17 protein-coding genes are annotated in these 12,394 nt (G+C 28.8%); 11 read left to right on the top strand and 6 right to left on the bottom strand.

What is annotated here, in order from left to right; translation table 11 throughout:
* Window positions 1–7 precede the first annotated feature (7 nt).
* A complete protein-coding gene (locus GRQ01_RS00085; protein WP_203121085.1) occupies window positions 8–1,189 on the bottom strand; it encodes a NifS family cysteine desulfurase in 1,182 nt (393 codons plus the stop codon).
* A 262-nt stretch (window positions 1,190–1,451) separates the two neighbouring features.
* On the bottom strand, window positions 1,452–2,594 hold the full coding sequence (locus GRQ01_RS00080; RefSeq protein ID WP_158333816.1) for a hypothetical protein: 1,143 nt from the start codon (window positions 2,592–2,594) through the stop codon (window positions 1,452–1,454).
* 149 nt (window positions 2,595–2,743) lie between these two features.
* Here GRQ01_RS00080 and rpmI point away from each other — a divergent pair, with 149 nt between their 5' ends.
* The 4 genes from rpmI to cheQ all read left to right on the top strand — a co-directional run bounded on the left by rpmI (window position 2,744) and on the right by cheQ (window position 5,073).
* Window positions 2,744–2,935 carry a 50S ribosomal protein L35 gene (gene rpmI, locus GRQ01_RS00075; RefSeq protein WP_158333815.1) on the top strand — a complete coding sequence of 64 codons (192 nt, stop codon included), beginning with the start codon at window positions 2,744–2,746 and terminating at the stop codon, window positions 2,933–2,935.
* Window positions 2,936–3,029: 94 nt separating this feature from the next.
* Window positions 3,030–3,383: a 50S ribosomal protein L20 gene (gene rplT / locus GRQ01_RS00070; RefSeq protein WP_158333814.1), complete on the top strand. Its 354-nt coding sequence runs from the start codon at window positions 3,030–3,032 to the stop codon at window positions 3,381–3,383.
* Between the two features lie 324 nt (window positions 3,384–3,707).
* A complete protein-coding gene (gene cheP / locus GRQ01_RS00065) occupies window positions 3,708–4,571 on the top strand; it encodes a cheVAW transcriptional regulator CheP (protein ID WP_158333813.1) in 864 nt (287 codons plus the stop codon).
* 22 nt (window positions 4,572–4,593) lie between these two features.
* Window positions 4,594–5,073 carry a cheVAW transcriptional regulator CheQ gene (cheQ, locus tag GRQ01_RS00060; RefSeq protein ID WP_203121082.1) on the top strand — a complete coding sequence of 160 codons (480 nt, stop codon included), beginning with the start codon at window positions 4,594–4,596 and terminating at the stop codon, window positions 5,071–5,073.
* An 81-nt stretch (window positions 5,074–5,154) separates the two neighbouring features.
* Here the strand turns inward: cheQ and GRQ01_RS00055 are convergent, their stop codons facing one another.
* Entirely contained in the window at window positions 5,155–5,313 is a 159-nt protein-coding gene (locus tag GRQ01_RS00055; protein ID WP_158333811.1) for a highly acidic protein, read from the bottom strand.
* Between the two features lie 92 nt (window positions 5,314–5,405).
* Between GRQ01_RS00055 and moaC the strand changes: the two genes are divergently transcribed.
* From moaC to GRQ01_RS00040, 3 genes are read left to right on the top strand one after another with little or no spacing between them, the layout of a single operon-like run.
* On the top strand, window positions 5,406–5,879 hold the full coding sequence (gene moaC / locus GRQ01_RS00050; protein ID WP_158333810.1) for a cyclic pyranopterin monophosphate synthase MoaC: 474 nt from the start codon (window positions 5,406–5,408) through the stop codon (window positions 5,877–5,879).
* A complete protein-coding gene (locus GRQ01_RS00045; RefSeq protein WP_203121080.1) occupies window positions 5,857–6,120 on the top strand; it encodes an HP0495 family protein in 264 nt (87 codons plus the stop codon). Before moaC ends, GRQ01_RS00045 begins: the two co-directional genes overlap by 23 nt.
* Window positions 6,121–6,142: 22 nt before the next feature.
* A complete protein-coding gene (locus GRQ01_RS00040) occupies window positions 6,143–7,279 on the top strand; it encodes a hypothetical protein (RefSeq protein ID WP_158333809.1) in 1,137 nt (378 codons plus the stop codon).
* A gap of 17 nt (window positions 7,280–7,296) precedes the next feature.
* Here GRQ01_RS00040 and GRQ01_RS00035 read toward each other — a convergent pair whose 3' ends face one another.
* Window positions 7,297–8,055, bottom strand: coding sequence for an exodeoxyribonuclease III (locus GRQ01_RS00035; protein WP_158333808.1), 759 nt, complete (start codon window positions 8,053–8,055; stop codon window positions 7,297–7,299).
* A gap of 114 nt (window positions 8,056–8,169) precedes the next feature.
* Between GRQ01_RS00035 and GRQ01_RS00030 the strand changes: the two genes are divergently transcribed.
* From GRQ01_RS00030 to pyrC, 4 genes are read left to right on the top strand one after another with little or no spacing between them, the layout of a single operon-like run.
* Window positions 8,170–9,708: a phosphoethanolamine transferase gene (locus GRQ01_RS00030; RefSeq protein WP_158333807.1), complete on the top strand. Its 1,539-nt coding sequence runs from the start codon at window positions 8,170–8,172 to the stop codon at window positions 9,706–9,708.
* Window positions 9,705–10,061 (top strand): diacylglycerol kinase, encoded by a 357-nt coding sequence (locus GRQ01_RS00025; RefSeq protein WP_158333806.1) that lies wholly within the window; start codon window positions 9,705–9,707, stop codon window positions 10,059–10,061. The genes GRQ01_RS00030 and GRQ01_RS00025 overlap by 4 nt, the downstream gene beginning before the upstream one ends.
* Complete coding sequence (locus tag GRQ01_RS00020) at window positions 10,058–10,303, top strand: replication/maintenance protein RepL (RefSeq protein ID WP_158333805.1); 246 nt, start codon at window positions 10,058–10,060, stop codon at window positions 10,301–10,303. Before GRQ01_RS00025 ends, GRQ01_RS00020 begins: the two co-directional genes overlap by 4 nt.
* Window positions 10,293–11,300: a dihydroorotase gene (pyrC, locus tag GRQ01_RS00015; RefSeq protein WP_158333804.1), complete on the top strand. Its 1,008-nt coding sequence runs from the start codon at window positions 10,293–10,295 to the stop codon at window positions 11,298–11,300. Before GRQ01_RS00020 ends, pyrC begins: the two co-directional genes overlap by 11 nt.
* Window positions 11,301–11,344: 44 nt before the next feature.
* On the opposite strand, the gene GRQ01_RS00010 is transcribed toward pyrC, so the two are convergent.
* Together GRQ01_RS00010 and GRQ01_RS00005 are read right to left on the bottom strand one after the other, a co-directional pair.
* Complete coding sequence (locus tag GRQ01_RS00010) at window positions 11,345–12,058, bottom strand: class I SAM-dependent methyltransferase (RefSeq protein ID WP_158333803.1); 714 nt, start codon at window positions 12,056–12,058, stop codon at window positions 11,345–11,347.
* Between the two features lie 37 nt (window positions 12,059–12,095).
* The coding region (locus tag GRQ01_RS00005; protein WP_227656217.1) for a methyl-accepting chemotaxis protein at window positions 12,096–12,394 on the bottom strand (299 nt) is incomplete at its 5' end.

The raw sequence follows: 12,394 nt of genomic DNA, 5'->3' as shown, positions 1-12,394 counted from the left end.
TTTATCCTTATTTATAATTATTTGGATTGTAAGCATAAGTGCAAGAAATCGCTCTTAATCTTTTTACTGCATTTTCGATTTGTTTTGCAGCATAATCAATTTCTTCTTCGGTATTAAAACGTGATAAAGAAAGTCTTAAAGCTGTATGGGCTAAGTCATTTTCCGCACCAATAGCCTCCATGATAGGATTGCTTTCTAAATCCTCGCTTGCACAGGCTGATCCTGTACTTGCTGCTATGCCATTTTTATTTAAATCCCAAAGCATGGCTTCGCCTTCAACGCCTTTAATGCTTGCTAAAATCGTATTAGGTACGCGGTGTTCTCTTTTTCCTACTACTGTAGTATCTGGTAAGGCTAAGATTTTATCTTCTAATTTATCTCTTAAACGTCGTATATGAGAATCCTCAAAATCAAGCATGGTATTAGCAATGCGTAAAGCTTCCCCCATAGCTACTATATAAGGTACGTTTAAAGTCCCGCTTCTTCTGCCGCCCATGTGTTCTCCACCATGCAAAAGTGGGGTTAGTTGTATGCCTTTTTTGATAAAAAGTCCTCCTATACCTTTAGGTCCGTGGAATTTATGAGCTGAAAATGAGGCAAAATCCACCCCCGTTTGATTTAAATTTACTTTGATCTTTCCAACAGCTTGGGTAGCATCTGTATGAAAAAGCGCGCCTGATTCATGAGCGAGTTCGGCCATGGATTTGATATCAAAAATCATTCCAGTTTCGTTATTAGCCCACATTACACTAACAAGTGCTGTTTTATCGCTAATAACTTGACGTAAATCTTCTACTGTAGAAATTCCTTCATCATTAACAGGAAGTTCAATAACCTTTACGCCAAGGCTTTTTAAGAAATTTGCCCCAGCAACTACTGCAGGGTGTTCTACGCTAGAAATGATGACTTCATTGCGTTCTTTATTTAAAATATGATCAAAATATACTCCTTTAAGCACCCAGTTGATGCTTTCAGTTGCGCATGAAGTTATAACTATATCATCTAAATCGCTTGCTCCAAGTCCTGCATAAAGTTTGTCTAAAGCTTGTCTTAAAGCTGGATGTGTCATGCTTCCCCATTGATGTAGACTGTTTGGATTTCCATACATTTCTTTTAAAAAAGGTAACATTAATTCATAAGCATTGGGATCAAGCATGGTTGTTGCGTTGTTATCTAAATATACTTTCACTTTAAAATCCTTAATTTATCCTTAATTTTAATTAGGATATTTTTTATCTTTAATCTAAAATGGATAATAACAAAAATTTATAAAAATTAGGTTAAAAATTATACCAAAATAAAATACTATAAAGATAAAATCTTTAACTATAAATATCGAAAAATTTTATTTTTACTATAGATTAGCAGTTTTTAGGAAATTAATTTTTTACATAAAATTTCATTTATAATAGTAAAAATGATTTTTAAAGTTTTTGTGTTTTTAAAATATTTTAAGCCATGACTGACAAATAAGAAGTCAAAATTTTATTTACATTTGCTTGTTTTTGCCTGTGATCTAAAAAAAACTCCATAGAATCAAGACGTATTTGATCGGCTTTTTTTAATCTTTTTTTATCTTGACTTTGGCTTTGGTATTCTTTTTTAAGAAAATCAAAATCATTGCGATTTTCTTCGATATACATTTCAAAAATAGAACTTGAATCCATTATTTGTTTTAAATCCATATCTTTTTGATAATTTATATACTGCTGAAAAAATATAGATAATTTGTCTTGAGTGCTTGTTTTTTTATCAATGCCATTAACATAAAGATAAAGATCAAAACTCATTTTTTTCTCGTTATTTTCTTTGATATAATCTTCTATATTAATTTCGCCTTTGAGAATTTTTTGTAAATTTTGATGGGCTTTAAGATCTAAATTGCTAGCTTTTATAAAACTATTAAATTCTTTGTCATTTTGTGTTTTTATATCGTGGTAAATAAAATTCATTAAAAGTCCTGCTTTTGAAACCTCGGCGTTTTGATTAAGATAGGGTTTTAAAATGGTATTAGTTGAGGTATTTTTTATAGCTTTATCAAAATGAAAATTAATGATTTTATTATCTAGCATTAAAGTATTTAAATTCGTAATATTGCTTAATGCAAAATCCATTTCTTCTTGATTTTCGTAAATCCTTGCAATAGGACCTAAAAATTCTCCATTATCGCTTGAAAAACCTGCTAAAAGTTTTGAAATAAGATCGCGATTTAAATAGGCATTATCCTCTTGATAAAATTCTAAATTGATAGATTTTAATGAACTATAATAACTGTTTAAAAGATAAGGCAAATCTATTTTATTGTATTTTAAATTTTCATCTTGTCTTGCAAGCTCTTTGGCTATCATTCTAATGCTTTTAATATGGATATCATAAGTTTGGGGTATGTAGGCTATTTTATTTAAATCTTTGTCAAAAAATCCTTCTTCATTGATTCTAAAGCCAAATTCACTTGCATAAGTGGTATTATGGTGATATTTTTGTTCATTGAGATTAAAAATTGTATTATTTTGTGTGACATTGAAAACACAATTATTCTTCAAAGTGTGATTTAAGCTTAAATTCTCATAAGGATTGGTCAAATTAATAGTCATTTTACATCTTTCTAAAATATTACTTGATTGAGTAAGCAAAAGTTGTGCCAATTTTCTAATCTTAAATTCAGTCAAAAATTAGAAAAAATTTGATACTATTAAAATTCTTTAATTTTTAAAAAATTTAAATTATCCATAAGGAAAGCGTAATGCCAAAGATGAAAAGTGTCAAAAGTGCGACAAAACGCTTTAAAGTAGGTAAAAATAAAATCAAAAGAGGTTCTGCTTTTAGAAGCCATATTTTGACTAAAAAGCCTGCTAAAAGAATGCGTGATCTTCGTACAAGCAAATATGTGCATTCTACAAATGTAAAAGCTGTTGAAAAAATGTTAGGAATTTAAGTTTTTGACAAAAAGTCATTCAAAACTCCCCTTTTAAGATAAATTTATAAGGGCAAGCTCCATTTTGGACGCCACTTTATGAAAGGAAATAAAAATGGCAAGAGTAAAAACAGGTGTTGTCAGACGCCGTAGACATAAAAAAATTCTAAAATTAGCGCGTGGTTTTTATAGCGGACGCCGTAAGCACTTTAGAAAAGCAAAGGAACAATTAGAAAGAAGCCTTGTTTATGCTTACCGTGATAGACGCCGTAAAAAAAGAGATTTCCGTCGTCTTTGGATTATACGTATCAACGCAGCTTGCAGATTAAATGATTTAAGTTATTCAAGATTTATTAATGGACTTAAGAAAGCAGGTATTGAGCTTGATAGAAAAATTCTAGCAGACTTAGCTATGAATGATCCTAGTGCTTTTGCAAAAATCGCACAAGATGTAAAAAAAGCACTTTAATTTATGAAGAATTTCGGGTTTTAAAACTTGGAATTCTTAAAATAAGTATAAAACTTTCATAAATCTTAAATTTTTAAAGCTAAAATATAGTTTAAATTCTTCTTAAAGTCATTATATTTTTTAAAAACCTTATAAATTTTCATCTTTAGAATTTATTTTTATAAATTTAAAATTATTATTTAATTAGAAATTAATTAAGTATAAATGCTGTTTATTAACTATATAAGGATTTTGTTATATTTTGTAGCATAAAAGCTGCAATAAGTAAATTAAAATTCCGATATAATTGCAAATTTATAAATTATTGATAAGGATACATTAAATATGAGTGCAGATATGAATGAGCTTTTATTAAAAAGTGTTGAGGTGCTACCGCCTTTACCCGATACTGTGAGTAAATTAAAACAATATGTTAATGAGGCTAATTCTAATATACAAACCCATAAAGTGGCTGAAATTATTTCAAGCGATCCTTTAATGACAGCTAAGCTTTTGCAATTGGCTAATTCTCCTTATTATGGTTTTGTAAGAGAGATTACTACTATAAATCAAATGATTACTTTGCTTGGGGTGAATAATATTATTAATATAGTCACAGCAGATTCTATCCGTAATAATTTTAAAATAGATGTTTCTCCCTATGGTTTAGACACTTCTTATTTTTTAAAAACTTGTAATGAAGAAGCGACTTTTATCACTAATTGGCTTAATGATGAGGATAAAAAACTTTCGCATTTTTTAGTCCCTTGTGCTATGCTTTTAAGACTTGGAATTGTTATTTTTTCTAATTTTCTCATACAAAATCAAAAAGACAAAGATTTTTTAGCTTTTTTAAATAAAACTAAAAGTACTAATATTGCTTTAGTAGAGAATGAATTTTTAGGCGTAGATCATATTTCTTTTTTAGGATTTTTATTGCATCATTGGAATTTTGATGATATTTTGATTGAAACTATTTGTTTTGTTCGCACACCTCATGCTGCACGTCAAGAGGTTAAAAAATCTGCTTATGCTTTAGCTATTACTGATCATCTTTTTACTCCTTATGAAGGTTCTTCTGTGTTTAATGTAAAAGCTGCAATTGCTTTGCTTGAAGAAGCAAAGACTCAAGGCATCCATTTTAGTTTTGATAATCTTTTTTCTAAGCTTCCTAGCAGAGCTAAGGAAAATTTAAATAAAGAGGATTGAAAGATTTTTTGATTTTAATTGTGTGATGAAAAGTTTTATTTTGCCTCCTAATGAATTTTTGGATCATTATATTTTAAATGCTGAATTTCACCGTTTTGCAGGGATTTCAAAAAATGCCTATAAATTTTGGAAAAATGTTGAAATAGCAAGATACCAAGGGACTAGAATCATATTTTTACACAAAAACTGCATTTTAAAAAAACATCAAGATGCTTTAAAATTGTGTACTGATTTAAAGGGTTTTATATTAGCTAGTGCTTTTTGTTCTTTTACGGGTTTGGCTCCTTCGCATTTGGTGGAAAAAAATCATTCTTCAATCTATAAGCTTTTGGAGTTTAAAGAAATTTGTGGGATTAAATTTGTGAATTTAAAAAAATTTTATGATTTTTTGGGTTTAGAGTATCATTTGCATATTTATATAGAAAAATGCCATTTTTTTAGTCCTTTGCCTTTTGAAAAACGTATTAAAATCACTCAGAGTATGTGTGTGGGGTATTATTGAAGTAAAAGCCAGCTATGAATTATTTTCTTGCTTTTTGTTTAAAATATAAGTTAATTAATTGTTTTACTCATTTTTAATTATTTAATCTATTTCGTAAAAATCATCCTCATCCTCATCATTGTACTCATAATCATCTTCATCGTAATTGTATTGTTTATGATGGTTTTGGGTGTATTTTTCATCTTCGTTTTCATAATCTTGTTCATAATCGTCATTTTCGAAATCTTCTTCATAAGACATTGTCTTCTCCTTAAGTAAAATTGCAAAGTTTATTTTATCTCAAATTTGTTTGATTTTGCTATAATTTTTATAATTTTGTAAAAGGCGAATCTATGCAATTGACTCATTTAGATAAGAAAAATCATCCTAAAATGGTAGATATAAGTCAAAAACAAAGTACATCAAGAGTGGCTACAGCCAGCGGTGTGATATATATGAGTGCACAAGCGTTTGAGGCGATTAAAAATAATAGCGTAAAAAAGGGCCCTGTTTTACAAACAGCTATTATTGCGGCCATAATGGGAGCTAAAAAAACAAGCCAAATCATTCCTATGTGCCATCCTTTGATGCTTTCTAAGGTCGAAACAGATATCGTTGAGTTGAGTGAGGAGTATGCATTTAAACTTATAGTAACAGTAAAATGTGAAGGCAAAACAGGAGTTGAAATGGAAGCTTTAAGCGGAGTTAGTATAGGGCTTTTAACCTTATATGATATGGTTAAAGCTATAGATAAATCAATGAAAATTACTGATATTATCCTTCAGAGTAAACAAGGAGGTAAAAGTGGTGAATTTGTGCGATCTTAAAAAAGAACCTAAGATTGATTATCCTGTTTTTTGGGATTATAAGGTGATCTTTGAAGTGCCTAATCAAGCAGATGAAATTTTTAAAGAAATTGTAGGTGAAAAGTCCTACCGTTTTGAGCGGAGTCATTTAAGTAAAAATGCAAAATATCAAAGCTATTTATTAAGTGTTTATGTTGAGAGTAAAAAGGAGCGTTTAGATATTTTTGAAAAATTAAAAGTCAGAGCTAAATTCGTATTATAAATAATAAAACAAAGGAAAGTCAATGAAAAATACTTTAATTATATTTGAAAATTCTTTAATCAATATAGATAAAAATGAAGTAAAGTATTTATTAGAAGATTTAAGTTTTAATCTTGCTTACAAACAGGTTTTAAAAAATCCGCATCATACTCAAGAAATCTTAAATTCGCTTTTACTTGATTTTTTAGCTGTATTGAAAAAACTTAATTTACTTGATGATGAAAATACTACAAAAATCATTAGAGCATTAGTTAAAGCCAGTGTAGAGGATGTGCAAAATAAGCTTTATGCCTATATAAATGAAGCAGAGCTTTTAAACAAGCAAATCGAGCATCAAAAAACTTTGCTTAAAAATCAAATCAGCGATCGTTTTATCAGCTTTGAAAATATCATTCAACAATCAAATTTTAAAGATGAGATCAATGAAAGTTTAAGTGATGCATTTTTGTTTGATTTAGAGATTTTAGGAATTTTAAAAGAAACTGCAGAAAGTGCTTTTTTAACTACTTTAGAAAAGGCTGAAGATATAGAATTAACCAGCAGAGAAATTGCTAAGAATTTGGTCTATAGTACCATTTGTGAGACTGATTTTGAAAAAGAGCGTATTTTAAAAATTTCAAGCATTATTTTAAATGTAGCTTTTGAAATAGCTAATGCATCTATGGCTTATGCTAAAGATCTTTGTTTGGGTGTGATTAAAGGGACTAGAGATGGTATTTCTTTAGCGATAGAGAAATTTAAAAATTCATTAAATTATACAAGTTTTGAGGAAGATATCACCCTTAAAAGCAAAGAATTAATAGGTATTGAAGATGAATTTATAGGTCTTTTAAAAAGTGAAATTAAAAACCAGCAAAACCCTTCTAAAGACATTGTAGAATATCTTTTAAACCATGAGCTTGATAATCTTTTTGCAAAATTTAAAAGAATGGTAAGTGAGAGTAGGGAGCAATTTATTTTATCCTTAAACGAATTTAAGAAAAATCAAAAAATCAATGATTTAAACAAATTGACTCAAAAAAAGATAAGCACCATTAAACAAGAATTACTAGAAATTGAAAAAATGGCATCTGAAAGGTATAAGGATTTAAATTCAAAAAAAGCAAAAGAGCTAGGAATAAGACTTTGGAAAAAGGCTAAAAATCTAGTGAAAAAATAATATCCCAAAAAGGGATATTAAATATCAATTTCTATGCCTACAGGTGCGTGATCTGAACCGAAAATATCATCTTTTATAAAAGCATTTTTAAGCTTATCTTTTAAGCCTTTAGAAATGAAAAAATAATCAATTCTCCAGCCTACATTTCTTTCTCTTGCTTTCATTCTATAACTCCACCAAGAATATTTTTCTTTGATATCGCCATTAATTTGTCTAAAAGTATCAATAAAACCTAAATTTAATAAATCATCAATCCAAGCCCTTTCTATAGCTAAAAATCCTGATGTGTTTGCATTAGCTTTAGGGTGGGTAAGATCGATTTCTTTATGAGCAGTATTGACATCACCGCAAATAATGATTTCAAAACCATCTTTTAAAAGTTTGCTTAAGTATGCTAAAAAATCAGCATAAAATTTCATTTTAAAATTTAAGCGTTCTTCGTCTTTTTGTCCATTAGGGAAATAGATATTAAAAAGCACAATATTTTTAAAGCGGTGTTCTAAAACCCTGCCTTCTTCATCGTTAAAAAACTCACATTTTTTAACCTCACTTTCAAAATTACAAAGACTCATGACCCCTGAATACCCTGCTTTTTTTGCACAGTTAAAATACATATATTTAAAAGGATATTCATAAATTTTTTTAGGAAATTTTTCTTCATAGGCTTTGATTTCTTGAAAACCTATAAAATCGATTTTTTCTTCTTTTATCCAATCAAGGCCATTTTTATCACAAATCGCCCTTAAACCATTGATATTCCACGAAATTAATTTCATTATTTTCCTTAATTGTTTCATTAAAGGCAAAATCATAGCATAAAAACACTTAAATACATGATCTATTAAAAAAAATTTAATACAATAAAAATTCAGTCTTAAAGGGGGTTTGATATGTTTAAAATTACTTGGTTGCAGTTTACTTTTTTAAATTCCTTCATGATTACATTATTAAATTTTAATTTATTTTATTTAGTATATGAGAAAAATGATCACAATCTTTTTATTACTATTACTTTTATCATAGCTTATTTTGCTTTGGTTCATGCAATTTGTTCTTTACTTTTTGTGCGATTTTTTACTAAATTTTTCTGTGTGCTTTTTATTTTATCTTCTTTTTTAAGTGTTTATTTTATCAGTTTTTATGGCGTGCTTATAAGTTCTGATATGATACAAAATATTGTTCAAACAGATCTTAAAGAAATTAAAGACTTATTAAATTTTAAATTAATTTTGGTGGTTTTTTTGATAATATTATTGATTCTTTGGCTTTTTAAGCTTAAGATCACTTATTATAATGATTTTAAAACTTATATAAAAATTAAAATTCTTAATATAGTTTTGGCTTTAATGGTTGTTTGTGCTATTTTATTTCCTTTAAGTAAAACTTTTATACCTTTTTTTAGAAATCATAATGAAATAAGAATGTATAATATTCCTTTTTATCCTCTTTATTCTGTGTATCGTTATTCTGTCCGTTTTATGCAGGCTAAGCCTGAGTTTAAAATCATAGCAGAGGATGCTTACAAAGATGATAATAATACTAAAAAATTATTGATTTTGGTTGTAGGTGAAACAGCTAGAATGGCTAATTATTCTCTTGGAGGATATGCTAAAAATGATACTAATTTTTATACTAAAAAAGACAAGGTTGTGTTTTTTAATAATTTTTACTCTTGTGCGACAGCTACAGCAGTGAGTTTGCCTTGTATGTTTTCTTTTTCTAAGCGTGAAGATTATTCTAGTTTTGAATTTCAAGAAAATGCTATGGATATACTTAAGAAAACGGGGGTTGATACTACATGGATAGATAATAACTCAGGAGGATGTAAAGGGGTTTGTGATAGATTGGATCAAAAACAAATACTCTCTAGTACTTTTGATGCCATTTTACTCCCTCGTTTGAAAGAAAAACTCAATCATTTAAATACGCAAAACATCATAGTCCTTCATTTACAAGGTTCTCATGGGCCTAGTTATTATAAACGCTATCCTATTGAATTTAAAAAATTTACCCCAACTTGCGATACAAACGAGCTTTCAAAATGTGATAATGAAGCTTTGATTAATACTTATGATAATACTTTGCTTTATACTGATTATCTTTTAAGTCAAATCATTAAATTATTAAAAGAATATAAAGATTATAAAAGTTCTTTACTTTATCTTTCTGATCATGGTGAGAGTTTAGGGGAAAATGGGATTTATTTGCATGGTATGCCTTATGTCATAGCTCCGCAAAATCAATTTCATATTCCTGCTATTTTTTGGAGTAATGATGAGGATTTAATGAAGCAAGCAAGATTGCATAAAAATTTAAAACTTTCTCAAGACAATCTTTTTAGCACGCTTTTAGGATATTTTGATATTAAAACAAGGGTTTATGAACCTCAATATGATTTATTAAGTCCTAAGCTTAAGGCTAATCCATGAAACCTAAATATCATTTTTTAAGCAATGCTAAGTATGCTTTAGAGGGCTTTTTAACTTTATTAAAAAACGAAAGAGCATTCCAAATAGAACTTAGCATTATTATCCCTGTTTTTATTATAAGTTTTTTTTTGCCAGTGAGTATGGCTACGCATTTGGTTTTAATCAGTGTTTTAATACTTATTTTAATTGCTGAAGCTTTTAATTCAGCTGTTGAAGCTTGTGTGGATTTAATCATTGATGAGTGGCATGAAAAAGCAAAGATTGCTAAGGATTGTGCGAGTGCAGGGGTGCTTTTTAGTGTGTTTTTGGCCTTTTTTGTTTGGGCTTTTGCTTTATATAGTGTGTATTTATGAAATTTGAAAAATTAATGCTAGCAATACTAGGAAAAAAACGCTTTGAGCTTTTGCAATTTTTGTGTCAAAATTGTGATGAGAATGGTTTTATCTTAATAAAAATTAGCGAACTTGAAAAAGAATTAAAACAAAGTAAACCTACTATCATAGCTACTTTTAAGTTTTTAGAAGAAAAAAAACTTTTCAAACGTCTTAAAAACGGCTTTTATCAATTAAAATTAGGAGAAAAAAATGAAGCTTAAAAACCCATTAGATATGCATTTGCATTTAAGAGATGATAAGATGTTGCAGCTTATAGCACCTTTTAGTGCTAAAAACTTTAGTGCTGCTGTAATTATGCCTAATTTAGTGCCTCCTATTTGCGATTTAAAAAGTTTAAAAGCTTATAAAAACCGCATACTTCATGCTTGCAAGGATGAGAGTTTTAATCCTTTAATGACGCTTTTTTTTAAGTCTTATGATGAGAAATTTTTAGAAGAAGCAAAAGATGAAATTTTTGGCATTAAGCTTTATCCTGCCGGTGTTACAACAAATTCAAGCAAGGGGGTTGTAAGCTTCGATATAGAGAGTTTAAAACCTACTTTAAAAGCCATGAGTGCTTTGGGCATTCCTTTGCTAGTACATGGTGAGACCAATGATTTTGTTATGGATAGGGAAAGCAATTTTGCAAAAATTTATGAAAAACTTGCAAGGCATTTTCCAGAACTTAAAATTGTTATGGAGCACATTACTACTACGACTTTATGTAAACTTTTAAAAGATTATGAGAATTTATATGCAACCATTACTTTGCATCATTTAATGATCACTTTAGATGATGTTATTGGGGGCAAAATGCATCCTCATCTTTTTTGTAAGCCTATTGCTAAGCGTTATGAAGATAAACAAGCCCTTTGTGAGTTGACTTTTAGTGGTTATGATAAGGTTATGTTTGGTAGTGATAGCGCGCCTCATCCAAAAAATGATAAAGAATGTTGTGGCTGTGCTGCTGGTGTGTTTAGTGCCTCTGTGATTTTGCCTGTTTTGGCTGAACTTTTTGAAAAAAATAGTTCCCAAGAAAATTTACAAAAATTCCTTAGTGCTAATGCTTGTAAAATCCATAATCTTAAAATTGAAAAAGACAAGATTCTTGTTTTAGAAAAAAAAGAATGGCAAGTGCCCTATTTGTATGAAGATGCGTATAATCAAGTAGTACCTTATATGGCAGGGAAAACTTTAAAATTTCAAGTAAGGTATTGATTAAATTCATATAAAAAAGCTTGTTTATGCTTGTAAAATCATTTTTATTGTATGATTAAGAGTTTAATTTTGGCTTTTATGGTTTCTATTACATCTTCGTTTATGAAAGAATAAAGTTCTTCTTTAGAACTTACAATGCCATTCATCTTTAAATGCCATAAAGCATTTTCTATAGCTTCTTCGCGTTTTCTTTGTATTTTGCGGGTTTGATTGAAAATGGCTTTATGGAAAGGGATGTTTTTTTCTAATAAGTAATTTTCTAAATCTTTTTTGTAAAAACCTTGAAATTGAGTATTAAAATGCTTAAAAATAGGATCTAAAAAATCGCTTTTTCTACGATCAGTCCAAGCAAGATAGATTTTTGTTTGGGCTAGATTTAAGAACTTTTCATAATCTTTTTTATCTTTTAAAGCAGGGGACATGCTTAAAAAGGCAATATCAAATTGTGCGTTTGGGTTTTTTTGTGCCCAGGTTGTAAAGCTTGAATTTTCACAAACAATATTTTTAAGTTTTAAATTTTTAGCATATTCTTTTAAGATTTCAAGCATAGCATTAGCACTATCTAAAGCTAAAATCATTTTGGCTTTTTTAGCTAAATGTAGGGTCCAAATCCCCGTACCACAACCTATATCGATGATATTTTTTTGAAAAAAATCTATGCCAAGTTTTGAAAATTCTTTAAAACTTTGTTTTTGGATATTGTCAAGTTTTTCTTGATATCTTGTATAGGTTTTGGCTTTTTCATTCCATAAATTCATACATTTTCCCAAACAATATCCAAGTTTTTAAATGGTCTTAAAACCTCTTCTTCTTCACATCTTCTAAGATATTATTAGCAATATCACTTACAGTATTAGAAATAATAGCAGATTCATTTGCAATCTCTACATTGTCTTTAGTAGTTTGATCAATTTGGGCTACGCTTTCATTGATTTGAGTAATACCTGCAGTTTGTTCTTTAATAGATTCTGCCATATCATTGATAGATTGAACTAATAAATTTGTATTAGCTTCAATTTCTGATAAAGACTTTTGAGTTCTTTCTGCTAGTTTTCTTACTTCATCAGCCACAACAGCAAATCCTCTACCATGTT

It is taken from the genome of Campylobacter bilis (assembly GCF_016806695.1).
Taxonomy (GTDB): domain Bacteria; phylum Campylobacterota; class Campylobacteria; order Campylobacterales; family Campylobacteraceae; genus Campylobacter_D; species Campylobacter_D bilis.
This window is presented reverse-complemented; position numbering and strand designations above follow the sequence as displayed.

Coding starts and splice junctions, on each gene's coding strand:
- GRQ01_RS00080 (WP_158333816.1), bottom strand. CDS start 2,594: ATGACTATTAATTTGACCAATCCTTATGAGAATTTAAGCTTAAATCAC.
- rpmI (WP_158333815.1), top strand. CDS start 2,744: ATGCCAAAGATGAAAAGTGTCAAAAGTGCGACAAAACGCTTTAAAGTA.
- rplT (WP_158333814.1), top strand. CDS start 3,030: ATGGCAAGAGTAAAAACAGGTGTTGTCAGACGCCGTAGACATAAAAAA.
- cheP (WP_158333813.1), top strand. CDS start 3,708: ATGAGTGCAGATATGAATGAGCTTTTATTAAAAAGTGTTGAGGTGCTA.
- GRQ01_RS00055 (WP_158333811.1), bottom strand. CDS start 5,313: ATGTCTTATGAAGAAGATTTCGAAAATGACGATTATGAACAAGATTAT.
- moaC (WP_158333810.1), top strand. CDS start 5,406: ATGCAATTGACTCATTTAGATAAGAAAAATCATCCTAAAATGGTAGAT.
- GRQ01_RS00040 (WP_158333809.1), top strand. CDS start 6,143: ATGAAAAATACTTTAATTATATTTGAAAATTCTTTAATCAATATAGAT.
- GRQ01_RS00035 (WP_158333808.1), bottom strand. CDS start 8,055: ATGAAATTAATTTCGTGGAATATCAATGGTTTAAGGGCGATTTGTGAT.
- GRQ01_RS00030 (WP_158333807.1), top strand. CDS start 8,170: ATGTTTAAAATTACTTGGTTGCAGTTTACTTTTTTAAATTCCTTCATG.
- GRQ01_RS00025 (WP_158333806.1), top strand. CDS start 9,705: ATGAAACCTAAATATCATTTTTTAAGCAATGCTAAGTATGCTTTAGAG.
- GRQ01_RS00020 (WP_158333805.1), top strand. CDS start 10,058: ATGAAATTTGAAAAATTAATGCTAGCAATACTAGGAAAAAAACGCTTT.
- pyrC (WP_158333804.1), top strand. CDS start 10,293: ATGAAGCTTAAAAACCCATTAGATATGCATTTGCATTTAAGAGATGAT.
- GRQ01_RS00010 (WP_158333803.1), bottom strand. CDS start 12,058: ATGAATTTATGGAATGAAAAAGCCAAAACCTATACAAGATATCAAGAA.